This is a genomic window from Devosia sp. GW821-FHT12F11 (genome assembly GCF_058806655.1).
Genome location: NZ_JBXAPX010000012.1, coordinates 1 through 16407 on the forward strand (window position 1 = coordinate 1; position 16407 = coordinate 16407).

At 65.4% G+C, this 16407-nt stretch carries 21 protein-coding genes; 14 read left to right on the plus strand and 7 right to left on the minus strand.

All coding sequences use genetic code 11. The features are described 5' to 3' along the window. Positions 1 to 290: 290 nt before the first annotated feature. The 11 genes from AC1ROK_RS26665 (at position 291) to AC1ROK_RS26715 (ending at position 6234) form a co-directional block, all read left to right on the plus strand. A complete protein-coding gene (locus AC1ROK_RS26665; RefSeq protein WP_492852636.1) occupies positions 291 to 623 on the plus strand; it encodes a cupredoxin domain-containing protein in 333 nt (110 codons plus the stop codon). Between the two features lie 79 nt (positions 624 to 702). Continuing rightward, positions 703 to 1146, plus strand: coding sequence for a Crp/Fnr family transcriptional regulator (locus AC1ROK_RS26670; protein ID WP_492852638.1), 444 nt, complete (start codon positions 703 to 705; stop codon positions 1144 to 1146). Positions 1147 to 1221: 75 nt separating this feature from the next. Then, positions 1222 to 1566, plus strand: coding sequence for a hypothetical protein (locus AC1ROK_RS26675; protein WP_492852640.1), 345 nt, complete (start codon positions 1222 to 1224; stop codon positions 1564 to 1566). A 71-nt stretch (positions 1567 to 1637) separates the two neighbouring features. Beyond that, the gene (locus AC1ROK_RS26680) at positions 1638 to 2177 is read left to right on the plus strand and encodes a pyridoxamine 5'-phosphate oxidase family protein (protein WP_492852642.1); all 540 of its coding nucleotides are present in this window, start codon (positions 1638 to 1640) and stop codon (positions 2175 to 2177) included. A gap of 143 nt (positions 2178 to 2320) precedes the next feature. Then, positions 2321 to 2860: a pyridoxamine 5'-phosphate oxidase family protein gene (locus AC1ROK_RS26685; protein ID WP_492852644.1), complete on the plus strand. Its 540-nt coding sequence runs from the start codon at positions 2321 to 2323 to the stop codon at positions 2858 to 2860. A 337-nt stretch (positions 2861 to 3197) separates the two neighbouring features. Then, positions 3198 to 3569 (plus strand): SH3 domain-containing protein, encoded by a 372-nt coding sequence (locus AC1ROK_RS26690; RefSeq protein ID WP_492852646.1) that lies wholly within the window; start codon positions 3198 to 3200, stop codon positions 3567 to 3569. Between the two features lie 176 nt (positions 3570 to 3745). Further along, a complete protein-coding gene (locus AC1ROK_RS26695) occupies positions 3746 to 4105 on the plus strand; it encodes an SH3 domain-containing protein (protein ID WP_492852648.1) in 360 nt (119 codons plus the stop codon). Between the two features lie 218 nt (positions 4106 to 4323). Then, on the plus strand, positions 4324 to 4701 hold the full coding sequence (locus AC1ROK_RS26700; RefSeq protein ID WP_492852650.1) for an SH3 domain-containing protein: 378 nt from the start codon (positions 4324 to 4326) through the stop codon (positions 4699 to 4701). Between the two features lie 204 nt (positions 4702 to 4905). After that, a complete protein-coding gene (locus AC1ROK_RS26705) occupies positions 4906 to 5364 on the plus strand; it encodes an SH3 domain-containing protein (protein ID WP_492852652.1) in 459 nt (152 codons plus the stop codon). A gap of 106 nt (positions 5365 to 5470) precedes the next feature. Then, positions 5471 to 5890 (plus strand): SH3 domain-containing protein, encoded by a 420-nt coding sequence (locus AC1ROK_RS26710; protein WP_492852654.1) that lies wholly within the window; start codon positions 5471 to 5473, stop codon positions 5888 to 5890. 122 nt (positions 5891 to 6012) lie between these two features. Continuing rightward, positions 6013 to 6234 (plus strand): hypothetical protein, encoded by a 222-nt coding sequence (locus AC1ROK_RS26715; protein ID WP_492852656.1) that lies wholly within the window; start codon positions 6013 to 6015, stop codon positions 6232 to 6234. A 187-nt stretch (positions 6235 to 6421) separates the two neighbouring features. On the opposite strand, the gene AC1ROK_RS26720 is transcribed toward AC1ROK_RS26715, so the two are convergent. From AC1ROK_RS26720 to AC1ROK_RS26730, 3 genes are all read right to left on the minus strand, one after another. After that, positions 6422 to 6862: a hypothetical protein gene (locus AC1ROK_RS26720; RefSeq protein WP_492852658.1), complete on the minus strand. Its 441-nt coding sequence runs from the start codon at positions 6860 to 6862 to the stop codon at positions 6422 to 6424. Between the two features lie 280 nt (positions 6863 to 7142). After that, entirely contained in the window at positions 7143 to 8090 is a 948-nt protein-coding gene (locus tag AC1ROK_RS26725) for a DMT family transporter (protein WP_492852660.1), read from the minus strand. A 70-nt stretch (positions 8091 to 8160) separates the two neighbouring features. Continuing rightward, positions 8161 to 8481, minus strand: coding sequence for a hypothetical protein (locus AC1ROK_RS26730; protein ID WP_492852662.1), 321 nt, complete (start codon positions 8479 to 8481; stop codon positions 8161 to 8163). Between the two features lie 271 nt (positions 8482 to 8752). Between AC1ROK_RS26730 and AC1ROK_RS26735 the strand changes: the two genes are divergently transcribed. The 3 genes from AC1ROK_RS26735 to AC1ROK_RS26745 all read left to right on the plus strand — a co-directional run bounded on the left by AC1ROK_RS26735 (position 8753) and on the right by AC1ROK_RS26745 (position 12083). After that, positions 8753 to 9544 carry an SDR family oxidoreductase gene (locus AC1ROK_RS26735; RefSeq protein ID WP_492852664.1) on the plus strand — a complete coding sequence of 264 codons (792 nt, stop codon included), beginning with the start codon at positions 8753 to 8755 and terminating at the stop codon, positions 9542 to 9544. Beyond that, entirely contained in the window at positions 9505 to 11418 is a 1914-nt protein-coding gene (gene uvrC, locus AC1ROK_RS26740) for an excinuclease ABC subunit UvrC (protein ID WP_492852666.1), read from the plus strand. The genes AC1ROK_RS26735 and uvrC overlap by 40 nt, the downstream gene beginning before the upstream one ends. Before the next feature lie 62 nt (positions 11419 to 11480). Beyond that, the gene (locus tag AC1ROK_RS26745; RefSeq protein WP_492852668.1) at positions 11481 to 12083 is read left to right on the plus strand and encodes a short chain dehydrogenase; all 603 of its coding nucleotides are present in this window, start codon (positions 11481 to 11483) and stop codon (positions 12081 to 12083) included. A 282-nt stretch (positions 12084 to 12365) separates the two neighbouring features. Here the strand turns inward: AC1ROK_RS26745 and AC1ROK_RS26750 are convergent, their stop codons facing one another. The 4 genes from AC1ROK_RS26750 to AC1ROK_RS26765 all read right to left on the minus strand — a co-directional run bounded on the left by AC1ROK_RS26750 (position 12366) and on the right by AC1ROK_RS26765 (position 16351). Continuing rightward, the gene (locus AC1ROK_RS26750; RefSeq protein WP_082434123.1) at positions 12366 to 12509 is read right to left on the minus strand and encodes a DUF1127 domain-containing protein; all 144 of its coding nucleotides are present in this window, start codon (positions 12507 to 12509) and stop codon (positions 12366 to 12368) included. Positions 12510 to 12741: 232 nt separating this feature from the next. Next, positions 12742 to 13536: a carbohydrate ABC transporter permease gene (locus tag AC1ROK_RS26755; protein WP_492852748.1), complete on the minus strand. Its 795-nt coding sequence runs from the start codon at positions 13534 to 13536 to the stop codon at positions 12742 to 12744. Further along, positions 13536 to 14387 carry a carbohydrate ABC transporter permease gene (locus tag AC1ROK_RS26760; RefSeq protein WP_492852670.1) on the minus strand — a complete coding sequence of 284 codons (852 nt, stop codon included), beginning with the start codon at positions 14385 to 14387 and terminating at the stop codon, positions 13536 to 13538. Before AC1ROK_RS26760 ends, AC1ROK_RS26755 begins: the two co-directional genes overlap by 1 nt. A gap of 269 nt (positions 14388 to 14656) precedes the next feature. Further along, complete coding sequence (locus AC1ROK_RS26765; RefSeq protein ID WP_492852672.1) at positions 14657 to 16351, minus strand: MFS transporter; 1695 nt, start codon at positions 16349 to 16351, stop codon at positions 14657 to 14659. Positions 16352 to 16407: the final 56 nt, after the last annotated feature.

The window sequence follows — 16407 nt, forward strand, 5'->3', positions numbered from 1 at the left end:
TCTCCCCCTTGGCGGGGGAGAAAGCGAAAACTTGGGCTTAGCGCAGCTAAGTCCTTAGTTTTCGCCAGAGAGGGGGTTTTGGGAGCCCCCTGGTTGCGGAGCAATCGTTCATCAGCGCTCCCCTCTCATTGCGTGCGATTGCCTTTCCCCGCAAGCGGGAGAGGGCGCCCGGCTGCGGGCCGCTGCGCCAAGCTCTACCCTGCCCTCACCCCTTCACCACTCCGTGACCCCGCATTGCGCCACCGCCTGCCGGCTCCTAGCCTTGCTGGGCCATCCCGGAGGAGGCTCGCATGCGCAATCCGTTCCTCGCCGTTGCCCTGGCGGCGCCGCTGGTCATCGGCGGCCTTGCCCTCGGCGTCCTGCCCGCCGAGGCGGCCGGGCACACCGTCACCATCCAGGGACACAAGTTCAAACCCGCCAAGCTCACCGTCGCGAAGGGCGACACCATCACCTTCATCAACAAGGACAGCGCCCCGCACACCGCCACCGCCAATGACGGCGCCTTCGACACCGGCCGGTTGTCGACCGGCGCGCGCGCCACCGTCACCGTCCGCGCCGCTGGTGCGCATGCCTATATCTGCAAGATCCACCCCTCGATGAAGGGGACCGTGACCGTGCATTAGCCGCCCAACGGCGCCGGGCTGCGCCGACTCGACGGCCACGCATTGTGCGGCTAGCCTGCCGCAAGACGGGGGATCGACCATGGCCAATCTGCTGGCGCTGACCAATGCCTATCCGACCTTGAGCCTCGCGCGCGGCGAGCGGCTGATCGAAACCGGCGAGTCGCGCGGCGAGCTGTTCGTGCTCGTCTCCGGCCGGCTGGTGGTCGAGCGCGACGGCGTCGAAGTGGCGCGCATTTCCGAACCGGGCACCTTGGTCGGCGAGATGAGCATCCTGCTCGGCGCCGATCACTCGGCCAATGTCACCGCCCTCACCCCGGTGGAAGTGCGCCACATCGAGGATGGGCTGCGCTGGTTCGAACAGAGCCCGATCGCCGCGCTGCACGTCGCCACCCTCGCCTGCCAGCGCCTCGACGCCACCAGCGCGCTGCTGGTGCAGCTGAAGAAAGAGAGCGAGGGCCACCGCGACCAGGGCTTGCTCGAGCGGCTGTTCGGCACCATCACCGGAGCCGAAACCCGCGCCTGAGCCATCGGCAGGATTGATGGCAGCCATAACGCCGACTGCATTGATCTTGCCGCCGCGCCGCTGGAACATGGCGTCATGTTGAAACGCCACACCCTCGACCAGCAGGACATCAACGATAGCAACGAGACGGTGGCACCTGTCGCCCCGCTCTCGAACGGCGGCCCGCCGCTGAACGATTCCCCGCGTCCCTGGGGCGATAACGGCATCGGCAACTATTTCGAGTGGAAGGCTGCCAGCGAAAAGGCCTTCAACGATGTGCCCTACGATATCGCCGTGATGCGCGCCCGCCGCGCCGAGGCGATGGGGCTCACCTACCGCGAATACACCCTCGAAATCCTCGAGCGCGGCCGCTACCTCAGCGCCGAGGCCGATGCCGAGCGCATCGCCGAGATCAAGCGCCGCCGCCCGATCCGCTACTGATCACTTCGCCGCCAGGCGGCAACCCCTGCCCCATTGGCTCGTTGCCTCATCACAAGCAACAGGAGCCGACCATGGCCAATGAAGAACACCGCCTCACTCCGGATGAGCTCACCGACAAGGCCTGGCACCTCGCCGAAAGGATCCGTATCGCCCTTCTGACCAGCTGGGATGGCGAGCAGCAGCGCATCCGCCCGCTTGCGGCGACGGTCGATCGCGACCGCGACGTGATCCAGTTCCTCATCGGTGCGAATGGCGGCACCACGCTGGCCGACGCCACTGGCGCCCCGGCCCTCACCTTGGTGCAGCAGGTGGAAAAGTTTCCGACCGTCACCCTCGCCTTCGCCGATCACGGCTCGCATGACTATGTCACCGTCACCGGCCAGGCCACGGTCAGCAACGATCGCGCGCGCATCAAGGAGCTTTGGACGCCCTTCGCCAAAGCCTGGTGGGACGGCGCCGACGACCCCGAAATCCGCCTGCTGACGGTGACGCCGGAGAATGCCGAGATCTGGGAAGGCCCCAACCAGTTGGTCGCCACCGCCCTCATGCTCACCGCAGCCGTCACCGGCGCCAAGCCGGCCGTCGGCGACCATGGCGCGGTGCAGATGTAGGGGCTCGACCAGGGCTCTGAGCACCACCGTCCCTTCTCCCCTGGGGGAGAGGGGTCCGCCATACCTCCAACGACGATCGGTCGCCAAGGCAACCGCCAAGCCTGCTCGTCCGTTGCTAGACGCAGCAACGACAGGAGCTGAGTATGGCCAACGAAGAACATCGCCTTTCCCCGACTGAGCTCACCGACAAGGCGTGGCAGCTCGCCGAGAATATCCGCATCGCCCTCGTCACCACCTGGGATGGGGCGCAGCAGCGCACCCGCCCGCTCGCGGCCCATGTCGATCGCGATGGCGACGTAATACAGTTCCTCATCGGCGTACATGGCGGCACCACCTTAGCCGAGGCCACCGGCGCCCCGGCCCTCACCCTGGTCGAGCAGCTCGAGAAGTTCCCGACTGTCACCCTCGCCTTCGCCGATCACGACGCGCAGGACTATGTCGCCATCACCGGACAGGCGGCAGTCAGTAACGATCGCGCCCAGATCAAGGAGCTGTGGACGCCCTTCGCGAGAGCCTGGTGGGACAGCGCCGACGATCCGGAGATCCGCCTGCTGACGGTCACCCCGGAGAATGCCGAGATCTGGGAAGGCCCCGACCAGCTCGTCGCCACCGCCCTGATGCTCACCGCCGCCATCACCGGAGCGAGGCCGCCGATCGGCGACCATGGCGCGGTGCGGATGTAGGCTGGCACTGGAAGCGGGTCAGGTGTCGGGCAAGAGTATGCCCCGGCTCTTGCCTCCCCACCGGCCGTCATCCCAGCGAAAGCTGGGACCCATCTCGAAGCCTGAGCCGGTGGATAGTTGGGTCCCAGCTTTCGCTGGGATGACATCGAATTTGTGGAAGCTTGGTGCCCTCCCTCCACACTCCTCAATGGAGCGGAGGATGTGCGACGCTGGTCTCACGTCCAAGGGGGTGCCACGACACGATCGGGGCCCGCCCCCCAACTCACCTGCCCCGATTTCGCCCGCTTTCCGGCGTTGCTGAGTCACAACAAGAGCAACAACACGACCGGAGCCCCCGATGCGCATCGCCCTTCTCGCCCTCAGCCTCGTGGCCGCCAGCCTGGCGGCGCTGCCTGCCGAGGCCGCGTCGCGCGGTACGGCGCGCGCCTCGGCCGATATTCCGGTGCGCAGCGGCCCGGGGGCCGGCTACCGCACCATCGGCACGCTTCCCAAGGGCAGCCAGGTGCACCTGCAGCGCTGCACCAGGGAGTCCAACTGGTGCCTGTTCCTCGGCAAGGATGGCGAGCCGGCCGGCTGGGTGCGCGGCTCCTACCTGGTGGGCTCCGGCGCCAAGCTCGAAGTCACTCCATACAAGTTCGAAGGCTTCGATCCGCTCGACCCGATCAAGACCTGCGACGACGATGACGACCCCAGCTTCTTCTGCTGGTAAGCGCCGCCACAATGATGAACAGATTTGGCGCGACGCGCTAAATCATTCTACCTAAACAAGGGTTTCAGCTTCGGTTCAGGCACATCCTTCTAACTTCACGGTCAAGGCAGCAACGCCAAGGGGACTTTGCCAACGGCAAATCCTCCTACCCAACCCTGAAACGAAGGAAACCGAAGATGTCTTTCCGCACTCTAAAAACCGCCGCTCTCGCCACCCTCGTCGTCATCGCCACTGCCGGCGTTTCCATGGCCTCCCAGTACGCCTGGGTTGAGAACAACACCAAGGTCAAGCAGTGGCACAAGCAGAACTCTGCCAATGTGAACTGGGTCCAGGCCGGCCAGAAGGTGAAGATCGTCGGCCAGTGGAACAACTGGTACAAGCTGCAGATCCCGGGCCAGGACGGCTGGGTGAAGGGCAACGTGCTCGATTTCGCCCCGCAGTTCCCGGGCCCGTTCCCCGGCTACGGCTATGGCTATGGCGGCTCGTTCTGCATCAACGGCCAGAGCGCCTCGTTCTGCCTGAGCGGCGGCTACTAACCGGTCGGCTTCGCCGAAGGCGAAACGATCCGATCTCGAAACGCCCAATCCGCTTCACCATCACGCCTCCGGGATCTGCCTCCCGGGGGCGCTTTCAATTTCTCGGTTTACCGCAGATTTACAGGGGTTTCAGGCTGCGTTCAGGTTGGCCCTGTTACACCTCATGACAAGGCAGAAATGCCGCTAACGACTTCAACGACTCCAAAAAGGATCCCGTCATGTTCATCACCAGCATCAAGACTGCGGCTCTGGCCACCGCTATCGTCCTCGCCACCGCCGGCGCCTCCATGGCCGCCACCTGGGCCTATGTCGATCAGGACGCCAACGTCCGCAAGAACCACCAGAACGGCTCGCAGCCGATCAACACCGTCTACGAAGGCGACAAGGTGAAGGTCATCGGCCAGTGGAAGAACTGGTACAAGGTGCAGATCCCCGGCCCGGATGGCTGGGTGAAGGCCAGCGTGCTCGATTTCGACTACTACGATGATGGCCCGGTCTACCCGGTCAAGCCCGGCTACGGCTACGGCTTCGGCAGCAGCTTCTGCGTCGATGGCAAGGGCGCCCAGTTCTGCATCGGCGGTGGCACTGGCTACTAACCGGTCGGCTTCGCCGGAACGGCGAAACGATCCGGTGTCAGAGGCGGCTTCGCCGTCCTCTCCAGCCGACCTTGAAGCGCTTCCGGGACCTCCCCCCGGGAGCGCTTTCGTTTACCGGCCGTTAACGTCCCGGCCCGCGGCAACGCAGCGTTCCAGCCCTGTCGTGCGTTACTTCCAGCGCTTCATGCAGCAAAGGAGCCCGGCATGTCCGCTGCCCGCGTCGTCCTCTCGGTCCTCATCACCCTCGCCGGCTTCGGCCTCGGCAGCGCGCCGGCCAGCGCAGGCGGCGCCGTGGCCTCCACGGTGGTCAATGTCCGCGCCGGCCCCGGCGGCAGCCATCCGATCGTCGCGGTGCTGGCGCCCGGCGAGCGGGTCCGCATCGATCACTGCCGCGGTCCCTGGTGCCTGATCCGCCAATCCGGCCCGGATGGCTGGGTCGACGCCAACTACCTGACCACACCGCGCCACTACAGCAAGCATGGCTTCGTCGCCGCGGTGGATCACGCCAGCGGCAGCTATGCCGGCGGCTTCTACGGCGGCGAGCGGCACTATGACGACTATCAGTTCCTCGAGCGGCCGCATCAGCGCTACCGCGAGTATGATTTCTACGGCGACATCATCTGCATTCGCGGCGACTACGCGCAGGTCTGCCCCCGCCGATGAGGCAGTAAACCGGGGCGCAACTGTTCATTTTCGGTTCAGGAAACGCGGAGCAGGTTGGCGCCGTTTGGGGATCTCGAGACTACGTTACCTCCCGAAAGGACCCGCCATGCCCCTCCGTCACATCGCCATCGGCCTCGCCAGCGCGCTGTTCGCGCTCGTCGCCGGCGCCACTGCGGCCAGCGCCGCCACCGCCTATGCCTCCTCGACCGTCAACGTCCGCTCCGGCCCCAGCACCGGCTATGCCGTCGTGGGCGTGCTGCGCCCCGGCCAGCGGGTCGAGATCGACTATTGCAAGGGCGCCTGGTGCCTCATCGAGCAGCGCGGGCCCGATGGCTGGGTGAACGCCAACTACCTCAATGCCGATCGCTACCGCGACCGCGACTATTACGACGACGACTATTACGACGACTACGATGACGGCTTCTACCTGGAGCGCCCGCGCTACCGCGCCCGCCCGATCTATCCGTTCTATCGTAGCCAGGCCTGCTTCGGCCGGCCCAACGTGTCGTTCTGCTTCAGCAACTGACCTGCTTGCCGGGCGCTGTGACGCGGCCTATCTAGGAAGCGTTTTCAGGAAAAGTTGCAGACTTTTCCGGTTCGAAAGCGCGACAATCTCGAGTCACGCAAAGACACAGCGCCCGGTGCCCCATGTCCACGCCGCAGATGAAGCCATATGTGAAGCTCGCCTCCACGCTCGCCAGCGTGGGGCTTGGCATTTTCTTCATCGAGCGCTTCGGACTGTCCGAGCTGCAGAAGAACGGCAGCATCCACATCGATGGGACAATTCTCTCGATCATGGTGCTGGCGCCGATCGTGCTGGTGATCGCCGGCGCCGTGGTCTTCATGGTCGGCAAGATGCGGCGGCTGTAGCGTAGCCGAATTGATCCGCCGGGCTCACCCCACCTGCGATGTCATCCCTGCGAAAGCAGGGACCCATTTCACCGCCGGCACGAACTGATAGTTGGGTCCCTGCTTTCGCAGGGATGACACTCGGCGGTTGGATTGGGCATTGCGCCCCCACCCCCCAACGGCGCAGTTCCCGAAGAACGCCGTCCCCTTACTCCACCCGCAGCCGCTCGACGTCGATGCCGCGCGCCACGAGCGGCTCGCGCATGCGCCGGCCCATGAATTCGTTGATGCCGTAGAGCGCCAGCGCCGCCACCAGCAGCACGATGCCGAAGCCGCGCGTCCCCTCTTCGGTGCCGATGGCGATCGCCGCCAGCACCGCGGCCGCGCCGCCGCCAAGCAGGATGTACCACTTGCGTTCAGCCTGCACCCGAAGGTTGCGGGCGCTCGACAGCAGCAGGTCCCTGAGCTCGAGATCGCCCATTGCCGCGAGCTCGGAATTGCCGCCTTCGCGTCGGATCGTCTGCATATAGGCCTCGACCCGCCGCTCGAGCACTTCCTGCCGCTCGGCATCGCGCTTGCCGCGGAAGAAATAGCTGCCGACGACGCCGATCAGCCCCAGCACCAGCACGACTTCCAACAGCACAACCATCGGCCAATCCCCTTCCCCGAGCACCAGTGCCCGTTGTCAGTCAGATGTCCCTGAGCGGGTGGGGATTCAAGGGCTCGTGCGTGTGGCCCCACCCCCTCCGAGCTGCGCTAGGTCGCTACGCTCCCAAGCTTCGCTTGCCTCCCCCATCAAGGGGGAGGTGGGTCTTGTGCTTTTGGCGCCCCCTTCCCCCAAGCACCGCAGACACCTCCCCCTTGATGGGGGAGGATGGGAGGGGGTGGGGCCACACGCTTAATTGCATCCGATGACCACCGGCGCCCCCTCAATGCGGCAGCGTCTCTTCCTCCGCCGCCGTCATCTCACCCCGCCGCCCGACCCGGCTCAGATACCGCTCGCGCGCCATCACCACCAACCCGGCGCCGACGATGATGCCGCCGCCGATCAGCGCCACCGGGTCGATCAGGTGCCCGAACACCTGGTAGCTGAGGAAAATGCCCCAGGGCAGCGCGAAATAGTTGAACGGCTGCAAGGTGCTGGCCGGGGCTCGCGACAGCGCCACCATCATCAGCCCATGCGCCGCCGTGGAGGTGATCATCACCAGCCCCATCTGCAACATGGCGGCAAGGTCCATCGGCTGCCAGAAGAACACCCCGACCGCCGTCGTCAGCAGCAGCCCGCCCACCCCGACATAGACCATGCTGGTCGCCGTGGTGTCGGCGCTCGACACTTTTCGGGTCAGCGCGATGTAGACGGCATAGCTCGCGGCCGAGAGGATGGCGAAAATCACCCCGCCATCGATCGGCAAGCCACCCGGCCTGACGATGACCAGCGCCCCGCAGAAGCCGATGAACACCGCGACCAGCCGGAACAGCCCGACCTTCTCGCCGAGGATCGGGATCGCCACCAGCGTCGCCATCAGCGGATAGACCAGCACCACCGCCTGCAGCTCCGCCAGCGGTACGGTCTTCAGCGCCATGGCGAAGAACCAGACATCGACCACCAGGAGGATGGCCCGGAGCCATTGCAGCCAGGGATATTTCGAGCGGAACGCCTCTCTCAGCGGTCCCTGCCGGCTCACCAGCACCAGCGAAAACGCCGCGAACGCCCAGAACCGCAGCATGGCGAGTTGGTACGGCGAGTGCGTCTGCACCAGCGATTTGGTGAGGGCGTCCTGGATGCCGAAGATGACGATGGCCAGGAGGGTCAGGCCAATGCCGAGCGCGACATTGTCGGCCCGGCGGCGGGGTTGCCCGGCGGGGGGCTCAGCCATGGATACTACTCTATGCAGTCGAAAGCCCCGGGCCTGGCGCCCGGGGCAAATAGCGGAAACTAGATCAGTATCAGCTGCTCTTCATCGTGGCGTTCTTGATCAGCCCGGCAATGGTGGTCAGGATGCCGCCGCCGACGAGGCCGGTCAGCCCCTGCCCGGCTAGCGCGCCGATATCCATGCCGCCGGTGCCGGCTGCTGTCGCCGCGGTACCGACCAGTCCGGAAAGTCCCGGGATCATGCCCGCCAGCCAGGTGCCGAGCCAGCCGCCGATCGCGCCGGCGATGGTGTTGCCGACCGGTCCGAGATTGACCTGCTTGAGCACGGCCGCAATGCCGTTACCCCCGACGCCGCCGCCAATCAGTTGAACGAGAATCGGAATAATTGCTTCCATTGGACGCTCCTCAGATCCAGCTTTGTGGAAGCCGAGTGGCCCCCAACTCGCAAGTGCGACGTTACGCCCGATTGCGGAGAGTCGGTAGTCACAAGCTTGCACGTACTTGAAGCAGCGGGGGAAATCCGGGTGGACCGGCAATTGTTGCCTGTCGCCCTCCCCCAGTCTGCTTGCCGATCGGCGTATCCGGCATCGCATGACTTGCGGTTCGCGGCGCTCACAGCCGTCAATTGAACCCCCGCGCGCGAAGCCCTATCTTCCGGCTCGACTCATGACATCCGCACCCGAACATATCCCGGCCGATTCCAGCCGTGTCGCCCTTGTCACCGGCGCCGCCGACCGTGTCGGCGCCGCCATTGCGCGCCGGCTGGCGGACGATGGCTGGGCAGTCGTCGTCCATTACCGCGCCTCAGCCGGGAAGGCCGAGGCGGTGGCGGCCGAAATCCGTGGCTCCGGCGGCAATGCCGCCACTATCGGCGCCGACCTCGCCGACCGCACGCAGCGCGCCCGGCTGGTGGCCGATGCGGCGAGCCGGTTCGGCCCTCTGACCCTGCTCGTCAACAACGCCTCGCTGTTCGAGCGCGACGCCGTCGCCGATCTCGACGAAGCGCTGTGGGACGCGCATTTCGCCGTGCACGCCGAAGCGCCGGCTTTCCTGTCGCGCGATTTCGCCGCCCAGCTGCCGGCCGATGCCAGGGGCAATATCATCAACATTATCGATGAGCGGGTGCTCGACCTGTCGCCGGCCTATTTCAGCTACACCCTGTCCAAGGCCGTGCTCTGGACCATGACGCGCACCCTGGCGCAGTCGCTGGCGCCGCGCATCCGGGTCAACGCCGTCGGCCCCGGCCCCACCGTGCCGCCGCCGCATGTCTCGCCCGAAGCGCATGCCCGCCGCCTGACCGAGCTGCCGCTCGGCCGCAGCGCCGATGCCGAGGGCATCGCCGATGGCGTCGTCGCCATCCTCGGCCTCGATGCGATGACCGGGCAGATGATCGTCCTCGATGGCGGCGAGCATATCGAATGGCCGGCCCGCCGCGGCCCGACCCCGAGGCGCAAATGACCGAGACGCCTCCTATTCACGGCGCCGAGGTCATCAAGGCGTTCGTCAAGACCCTGCCCCCCTCGCCCGGCGTCTACCGGATGTTCGACGAGGCCGGCGAGGTCGTCTATGTCGGCAAGGCGCGCAACCTCAAGGCGCGCGTCACCAACTACACGCGCCCCGAAGGCCTCGATATCCGCATCCGTCGGATGATCGAAGCAACGCGCAACATGGAGTTCGTGCGCACCGAGACGGAAGCCGAAGCGCTGCTGCTCGAAGCCAACCTGATCAAGCGCCTGAAGCCGCGCTTCAACGTGCTGCTGCGCGACGACAAGAGCTTCCCCTACATCCTCATCGCCACCGAGCACGAAGCCGCCGAGCTGAAGAAGCACCGCGGCTCGCGCCGCATCAAGGGCCACTATTTCGGTCCCTTCGCCTCGGCCCTGGCGGTCAAGCGCACCATCACCGCGCTGCAGCGCGCCTTCCTGCTCCGCACCTGTTCGGACAGCTTTTACAAGGCCCGCACCCGGCCCTGCATGCTGCACCAGATCAAGCGCTGCTCGGCCCCCTGCACCGGCGAAATCTCGATGGCCGACTATAACGAGCTGGTCGAGGAAGCCCGCCAGTTCCTCTCCGGCAAGTCCAAGTCGGTGCAGGATCACCTCGCCGCCGACATGAATGTCGCGGCGGAAAACCTCGATTTCGAACGCGCCGCGCTGCTGCGCGATCGCCTCTCGGCGCTTGCCCTGGTGCAGTCGCAGGGCGATGTCGCCTCGAAATCGGTCGAGGAAGCCGACGTCTTCGCCATCGGCCACGAGGCCGGGCAGTTCTGCGTCCAGGTGTTCTTCTTCCGCGCCTACCAGAACTGGGGCAACCACGCCTTCCGGCCGCGCGCCGACGCCTCGCTCTCCGATGCCGAAGTGCTCGAGGCCTTCATCAGCCAGTTCTACGAGGATCGCACGCCGCCCAAGCAGATCCTGCTGTCGCATGAGCTGAGCGAGAAGGAGCTGATGGAGGAGGCTCTGTCGGCCCGCGCCGGCTCGAAGGTCTCGATCCAGACGCCGCAGCGCGGCGAAAAGAAGGACCTGGTCCAGCACGCCCTCAACAATGCCCGCGAAGCGCTCGGCCGCCAGCTGGCCGAAGGCGCGACGCAGAAGACCTTGCTCGAAGGCGTCGCCACGCTGTTCGGCCTCGACGAGCCGCCGCGCCGTATCGAGGTCTACGACAACTCGCACATCTCCGGCACCAATGCCGTCGGCGCCATGATCGTCGCCGGCGAAGAGGGGCTGAACAAGAAGTACTATCGCACCTTCAACATCCGCTCGACCGATATCACCCCGGGTGACGATTTCGGCATGATGCGCGAAGTGCTGACCCGCCGCTTCACCCGCCTAGCCAACGAGAGCGAGCCGGAAGCCGAAGACGAGAATACCGGCATGCCGGATTGGCCCGACGTCGTCTTCATCGACGGCGGCGCCGGCCAGCTCAATGCGGTGCGCCAGGTCATCGCCGAACTGAACCTCCAGAAGGAAGTGACCTTCATCGGCATCGCCAAGGGCGAGGAGCGCGACGCCGGCCGCGAGAAGTTCTTCATGGAAGGCCGCGAGGCCTTCATGCTGCCGCACCGCGATCCCGTGCTCTACTACGTCCAGCGGCTGCGCGACGAAGCCCACCGCTTCGCCATCGGCACCCACCGCGCCAAGCGCAAGAAGGACGTGATCAAGAACCCGCTCGACGAGATCGAGGGCATCGGGCCAACACGAAAACGTGCGTTGCTGCAACGCTTTGGCTCAGCCAAAGCGGTTGGCCGAGCGGCGCTCGCGGACCTGGCCTCAGTGCCGGGTGTGTCGACCCAGCTCGCACAACAGATCTACGACCACTTCAACGGCAGCTAGACAGCGCAACACCCGCCGGATCCCAGCCCCGGACGCGCAGATACTCTCTCAAGGACATTGCTATGAAGATCATCGTCATTGGTGCCACCGGCACCATCGGCAAGGCCGTCGTCGCCGCCCTGTCGCCCCGCCACGAGGTGATTTCCGCCTCGCGCAACGGCCCACACAAGGCCGATATCCAGGATAGCGCCAGCCTCGAAGCGCTGCTCAAATCCGTCGGCCCGGTCGATGCCATCATCAGCGCCGCCGGCGGCGCCGCCTATAAGCCGCTCGCCGACCTGACGCCCGCCGATTTCCAGATGAGCTTCGATTACAAGCTGATGGGCCAGATCAACCTCGCCCGCATCGCCCCGGCCTATCTGCGCGACAACGGCTCGATCACCCTCACCGCCGGCTGGTGGGCCCGCGAGCCCATCCCCAATGTCGCCGCCATCGCCACCGTCAATGCCGGGCTCGAGGGCTTTACCCGCGCCGCCGCGCTCGAACTGCCGCGCGGCATCCGCATCAACCTGGTCAGCCCGCCGCTGGTCGGCGCGCCCGAGTGGAACGCCGGCAAGGTCGCCCGCATGACTCCCGAGGACACCGCGAAGGGCTACCTCGAAGCCGTCGAAGGCACCGCCACCGGCCAGATCATAGACACCCGCCCTTATGCCAAGGCGGCGTAAGCTATAGCGCACAGAGTGTACCCCCCACCCTGTCCCTCCCCCGCAAAGGCCCGCAAGGGGGAGGAGACGCTGACACTGACGCCGGTGTTTTGGTCTCCCTCCCCCCTGCGGGGAGGGGACAGGGGTGGGGGTACCCTTCCCGCACTGGCCCGGCCACTCCTAGCGCGCCGGAGGCAGAGGCCGCATGAAGATCATCTGGGCACGCGCCAGTAAAACGCACACCCCCAAAAACAAAAGGCGCCCGATGGGCGCCTTCGTTCATCTCATCGCTGAGAAAGCTGCTTAGTTGACCGCAGTACGGGCGACCGACTTGATGTCGTCGCGGGTGATGCCGAGGTCGCGAAGCTGGGTGTTGCTCAGCTGCGAGAGCTCACGGACGGTGCGGTTGTAGGCGGCGAACTGCGAGAGCTTCTGACGAATGTTCATTTGGTTTCCCCTTCTGTTTGGTGACGCTGATATAAGGCCGCCAACCCGACCCAACCAGTAGGGCATTACGCACCCGAGCTATGCGCTCTGCGCATGTCGCGTGAACTCAAGTTAAGTTTGCGTTCAGGATTGTGGGGGCTGGAGCCCAGCCCGCCGTCCGAGCCATGCGTTTTCGTTCATAACACATTCATCTGCGCGGCCAGTTCGGGGCAAACCCGCGACGGATGTATGGCTAGCCCTTGATACCGCTCGACAGCATGATCGCCTCGGTCACCTTCTTCTGGAACACCAGATAAACCAGCGCCACCGGCAACCCGGCAAGCAGCGCAGCCGCCAGCCCGCCGACGCCGAGATATTGCTCCACCTGGCCGATCGCCACCGTGACATTCATCAGCGGCTCTTTCGTCACCACGAGGAACGGCCACAGGAAGGCGTTCCAAGCGCCGATGAACACGATGATCGCCAGCGCCGCCGTCACCCCCCAGTTGACCGGCAGGTAGATGCTCCACAGCAGCCGCGCGTGGCTGGCCCCATCAACCTTGGCGGCTTCGCTCAGTTCCCTGGGAACGCTGTCGAAGAACTGCTTGTAGACGATCACCGCAATGGGCGCGATCAGCTGCGGCAGGATCACCCCGGCCCAGCTGTTGATCAGCTTCCAGCCGTTCATCAGCAGGAAGTGGTTCACGATCAGCGCCTGCACCGGGATCATGAAGCTCGCAAGGATCAGGTACCAGAGCGCCTTCCGCCCCCAGAATTCGAGCTGCGAAATGGCGTAGCCAGCCGCGGAGCTAATCGCGATCACCACCAGTGTCACAGTGCCCGAAGTCACCAGCGAGTTGAGATACCACAGCCCGATTGGCGTACCGAACAGCGCCTTGGCATAGACCGCCAGCCCGTCGAGCGGCGTTCCATCCGCCTGCGGCGCCACCGTCGTGAGGATCGCCCATACCAATGGAAACGCCCAGGCGACCGCCGCAACCACCGTCACCAGCGCCAGCACCAGCCCGGCGAAGTTCAACCTGCGGATCATTTACGCGCCCGCAGCAGTTGGAACTGCAGCACGGACACGGCGGCAACGATGACGAACAGCGCCACCGCCACGGTCGCGGCATAGCCGCCCTGGTTGCGCTGGAAGGCCAGCGTGTAGATGTACTGCACCAGCACCATCGAGGCATCGACCCGTCCGCCCTGCACCAGGAGGTACACCTGGTCGAACACCTTGATCTGCATGATCAACTGGATGGTCAGCACCAAAACCGTCACCGGCCAGATCAGCGGCCAGGTGATGGCGCGAAACTGCGTCCATCGCCCTGCCCCGTCGAGCTTCGCCGCCTCATAGAGTTCGGCCGGAATGTTCTTCAGCCCGGCCATGAACAGCAGCACGTTGAAGCCGACCGTCCACCACACGGTGATAACAGCCGCGATCGGCAACACGAAAGGCGGCCGCCCCAGCACCCGGTCGGGCAGCACAACCTGCCCTGGTCCAAAGACGAACCAGGTCCATATCGAGGTCACCGTGGTGACCGGCAGGATGTAGGGCAGGAAGAACACCGCCAGCACCACTGCCTGCCAGAACCCCTTGAGCCGCACCACCAGCATGGCGAAGCCCAGCCCCAGCAGCGTTCCCGGCACCACCGTCAGCGCGACGAAATACGCGGTATTGGCCACCGAGTTGCCGAAGCGCCAGTCGCGGAACAGTTTCAGGTAGTTGTTCAGCCCCACCCATTCGCCCGGCAGGATCAACTGCCCGTCGGTCAGGCTCATCGCCAGCATCTGCAGCGTCGGATAGAGGAACAAGGCCGCGTAGACGATTACGAACGGCGCCACCAAAGGCAGCGCCGCACGGTTGTCGCGTTTTCTCTTCAGCGCCTTGGCCATCGCCCGCGGCTTATGCGGCTTCAGTTGCGGGAGATCAACGGGGCGGTGCGCCGGCAGGGCACTCCAGCGTGGTCGAGCCGACCCACTGCAATCCCCCCGCCCCCGATGTCATCCCAGCGAAAGCTGGGACCCAGCCATCAGCCGGCGCGGGGGCACGTTGGGTCCCTGCTTTCGCAGGGATGACACCCGGTGGGTGTGGAAAATGCCGTGCAAGATGACGAGTGAGTAAGCTCTCCTCTCTTCCTCAGCGAGGGACAGCGGAAATCCCCTCAAGCCGCCTGCTCAACCCCATCCGGCATCCGCTCCGGAGCCTTGCCGCCGGCCGAGCCGCCCAGCCACGAGGTCAGCGCCGCCAGCAGATACAGCAGCAGCGAGATGGAGAAGGCGATCTTGATCCCCACCATGAACGGCGCCGCCAAGAGGTGCGGGAAGAACTCCTTGCCGGTGATCACCGCCTGCTGCGCCGCGCTCAGCGCTTGCAGCGCGCCCGCAGGGATCAGTTCGCCCATCGGGTTGTAGCCGAGGAAGGCCGCGAACAGGCTCGCCACCGGCGGCGCCGCGGCAACCTGCGCTGCCACATGCGCGCTCAGGCCTTCGGCGACGAGGTTGCTCTCCATGCTCTGCGGCAGGCTGATGGCGAGGCCGACGATCATCAGCGTGAAGAAGATGCCGATCGACAGCACCTGCCCGGCATTCATCGCCGTGGCGCGGATGCCCGCTGCCTGCCCGCGCTCGGAAGCCGGCACGGCGTTCATGGTCTGCGTCGCATTGGGCGCCGAGAACAGCCCCGAGGCCACCCCGTTCAGGAACAGCAGCGTCGCAAAGACCGGGTAGTCGAAATCGGCATTGAGCAGCATCAGCCCGAGGAAGGTCGAAGCGCCCAGCAGCATGCCAAGGCTGGCGAAGGCCCGCTGCCCGAAGCGGTCGGCGAGCATGCCGGCGACCGGCCCTGCTATCAGCACGCCCAGGGTCAGCGGGATCATGAAGATGCCGGCCCAGAGCGGCGTCGATTCGAAGCTGTAGCCATGCAGCGGCAGCCAGATCCCCTGCAACCAGATGATCAGCATGAACTGCAGCCCGCCACGCGCTACCGAGGTCATCAGGTTGGCCGAGATGCCGGCGAAGAACGGCCTGATGCGGAACAGCTTCAGGTCGATCATCGGCGGCTTTGCCTTGGTCTCGATGAAGAAGAAGAAGGCGAGGAACACCAGCCCGAGCCCGAGTTCGGCCAGCACCTGCGGGCTGCCCCAGGCCATCAGGTCGTTATGGTAGGGCTGGATGCCGTCATTGACCCCGATCAGCAGCAGCACCAGGCCAACCGCGAAGGTGATGTTGCCCCACCAGTCGATCTTGCTATGCCGCGTCGGCACATAGTCCTTCATGCTCACATAGGCCCAGATGGTCCCAACGAGGCCGATCGGCACGTTGATCCAGAAGATCCAGCGCCAGTCGATATCGGCCAGCAATCCCCCCAGGATCAGCCCGATGAACTGCCCCGCGATCGCCGCCATGGTGTTGATCCCCAGCGCCAGCCCGCGTTGCTGGGTCGGGAACACGTCGATCAGGATGGCCGTGGCGGTCGAGGTCAGCATCGCCCCGCCGATCCCCTGCACGATCCTGAGCCCGACCAGGTAATACGCCGCGCCGTCGCCGGTCGGCATGAAGCTCAGCGCAATCGAGGCCAGCGTGAAGATCAGGAAGCCGAGATTGTAGACCTTGGCGCGCCCGAACATGTCGCCGAGCTTGCCGAAGGTCACCACCAGCACCGAGGTGACGACCATATAGCCCATGATGGTCCAGAGCAGGACGTTGGTGTTGCCGGGGTCGAGCGGTTTCAATCCGATGCCGCGGAAGATCGCTGGCAGGCTGATCAACACGATCGACGCGTTGATCGTTGCCGCCAGCATCCCCAGCGTGGTGTTGCTCAGCACCATCCATTTGTGGTTGTTCGGTTGCGAACTCATTCGTTGCGTCCTCGGGGCCCTGCCCCGGTGGCGTATTCCGACATCGGAGCTATACA

What these genes read in the sequence shown, in the direction of transcription:
- AC1ROK_RS26665 (WP_492852636.1), top strand. Translation starts at nt 291, where the DNA reads ATGCGCAATCCGTTCCTCGCCGTTGCCCTGGCGGCGCCGCTGGTCATC.
- AC1ROK_RS26670 (WP_492852638.1), top strand. Translation starts at nt 703, where the DNA reads ATGGCCAATCTGCTGGCGCTGACCAATGCCTATCCGACCTTGAGCCTC.
- AC1ROK_RS26675 (WP_492852640.1), top strand. Translation starts at nt 1,222, where the DNA reads ATGTTGAAACGCCACACCCTCGACCAGCAGGACATCAACGATAGCAAC.
- AC1ROK_RS26680 (WP_492852642.1), top strand. Translation starts at nt 1,638, where the DNA reads ATGGCCAATGAAGAACACCGCCTCACTCCGGATGAGCTCACCGACAAG.
- AC1ROK_RS26685 (WP_492852644.1), top strand. Translation starts at nt 2,321, where the DNA reads ATGGCCAACGAAGAACATCGCCTTTCCCCGACTGAGCTCACCGACAAG.
- AC1ROK_RS26690 (WP_492852646.1), top strand. Translation starts at nt 3,198, where the DNA reads ATGCGCATCGCCCTTCTCGCCCTCAGCCTCGTGGCCGCCAGCCTGGCG.
- AC1ROK_RS26695 (WP_492852648.1), top strand. Translation starts at nt 3,746, where the DNA reads ATGTCTTTCCGCACTCTAAAAACCGCCGCTCTCGCCACCCTCGTCGTC.
- AC1ROK_RS26700 (WP_492852650.1), top strand. Translation starts at nt 4,324, where the DNA reads ATGTTCATCACCAGCATCAAGACTGCGGCTCTGGCCACCGCTATCGTC.
- AC1ROK_RS26705 (WP_492852652.1), top strand. Translation starts at nt 4,906, where the DNA reads ATGTCCGCTGCCCGCGTCGTCCTCTCGGTCCTCATCACCCTCGCCGGC.
- AC1ROK_RS26710 (WP_492852654.1), top strand. Translation starts at nt 5,471, where the DNA reads ATGCCCCTCCGTCACATCGCCATCGGCCTCGCCAGCGCGCTGTTCGCG.
- AC1ROK_RS26715 (WP_492852656.1), top strand. Translation starts at nt 6,013, where the DNA reads ATGTCCACGCCGCAGATGAAGCCATATGTGAAGCTCGCCTCCACGCTC.
- AC1ROK_RS26720 (WP_492852658.1), bottom strand. Translation starts at nt 6,862, where the DNA reads ATGGTTGTGCTGTTGGAAGTCGTGCTGGTGCTGGGGCTGATCGGCGTC.
- AC1ROK_RS26725 (WP_492852660.1), bottom strand. Translation starts at nt 8,090, where the DNA reads ATGGCTGAGCCCCCCGCCGGGCAACCCCGCCGCCGGGCCGACAATGTC.
- AC1ROK_RS26730 (WP_492852662.1), bottom strand. Translation starts at nt 8,481, where the DNA reads ATGGAAGCAATTATTCCGATTCTCGTTCAACTGATTGGCGGCGGCGTC.
- AC1ROK_RS26735 (WP_492852664.1), top strand. Translation starts at nt 8,753, where the DNA reads ATGACATCCGCACCCGAACATATCCCGGCCGATTCCAGCCGTGTCGCC.
- uvrC (WP_492852666.1), top strand. Translation starts at nt 9,505, where the DNA reads ATGGCCGGCCCGCCGCGGCCCGACCCCGAGGCGCAAATGACCGAGACG.
- AC1ROK_RS26745 (WP_492852668.1), top strand. Translation starts at nt 11,481, where the DNA reads ATGAAGATCATCGTCATTGGTGCCACCGGCACCATCGGCAAGGCCGTC.
- AC1ROK_RS26750 (WP_082434123.1), bottom strand. Translation starts at nt 12,509, where the DNA reads ATGAACATTCGTCAGAAGCTCTCGCAGTTCGCCGCCTACAACCGCACC.
- AC1ROK_RS26760 (WP_492852670.1), bottom strand. Translation starts at nt 14,387, where the DNA reads ATGGCCAAGGCGCTGAAGAGAAAACGCGACAACCGTGCGGCGCTGCCT.
- AC1ROK_RS26765 (WP_492852672.1), bottom strand. Translation starts at nt 16,351, where the DNA reads ATGAGTTCGCAACCGAACAACCACAAATGGATGGTGCTGAGCAACACC.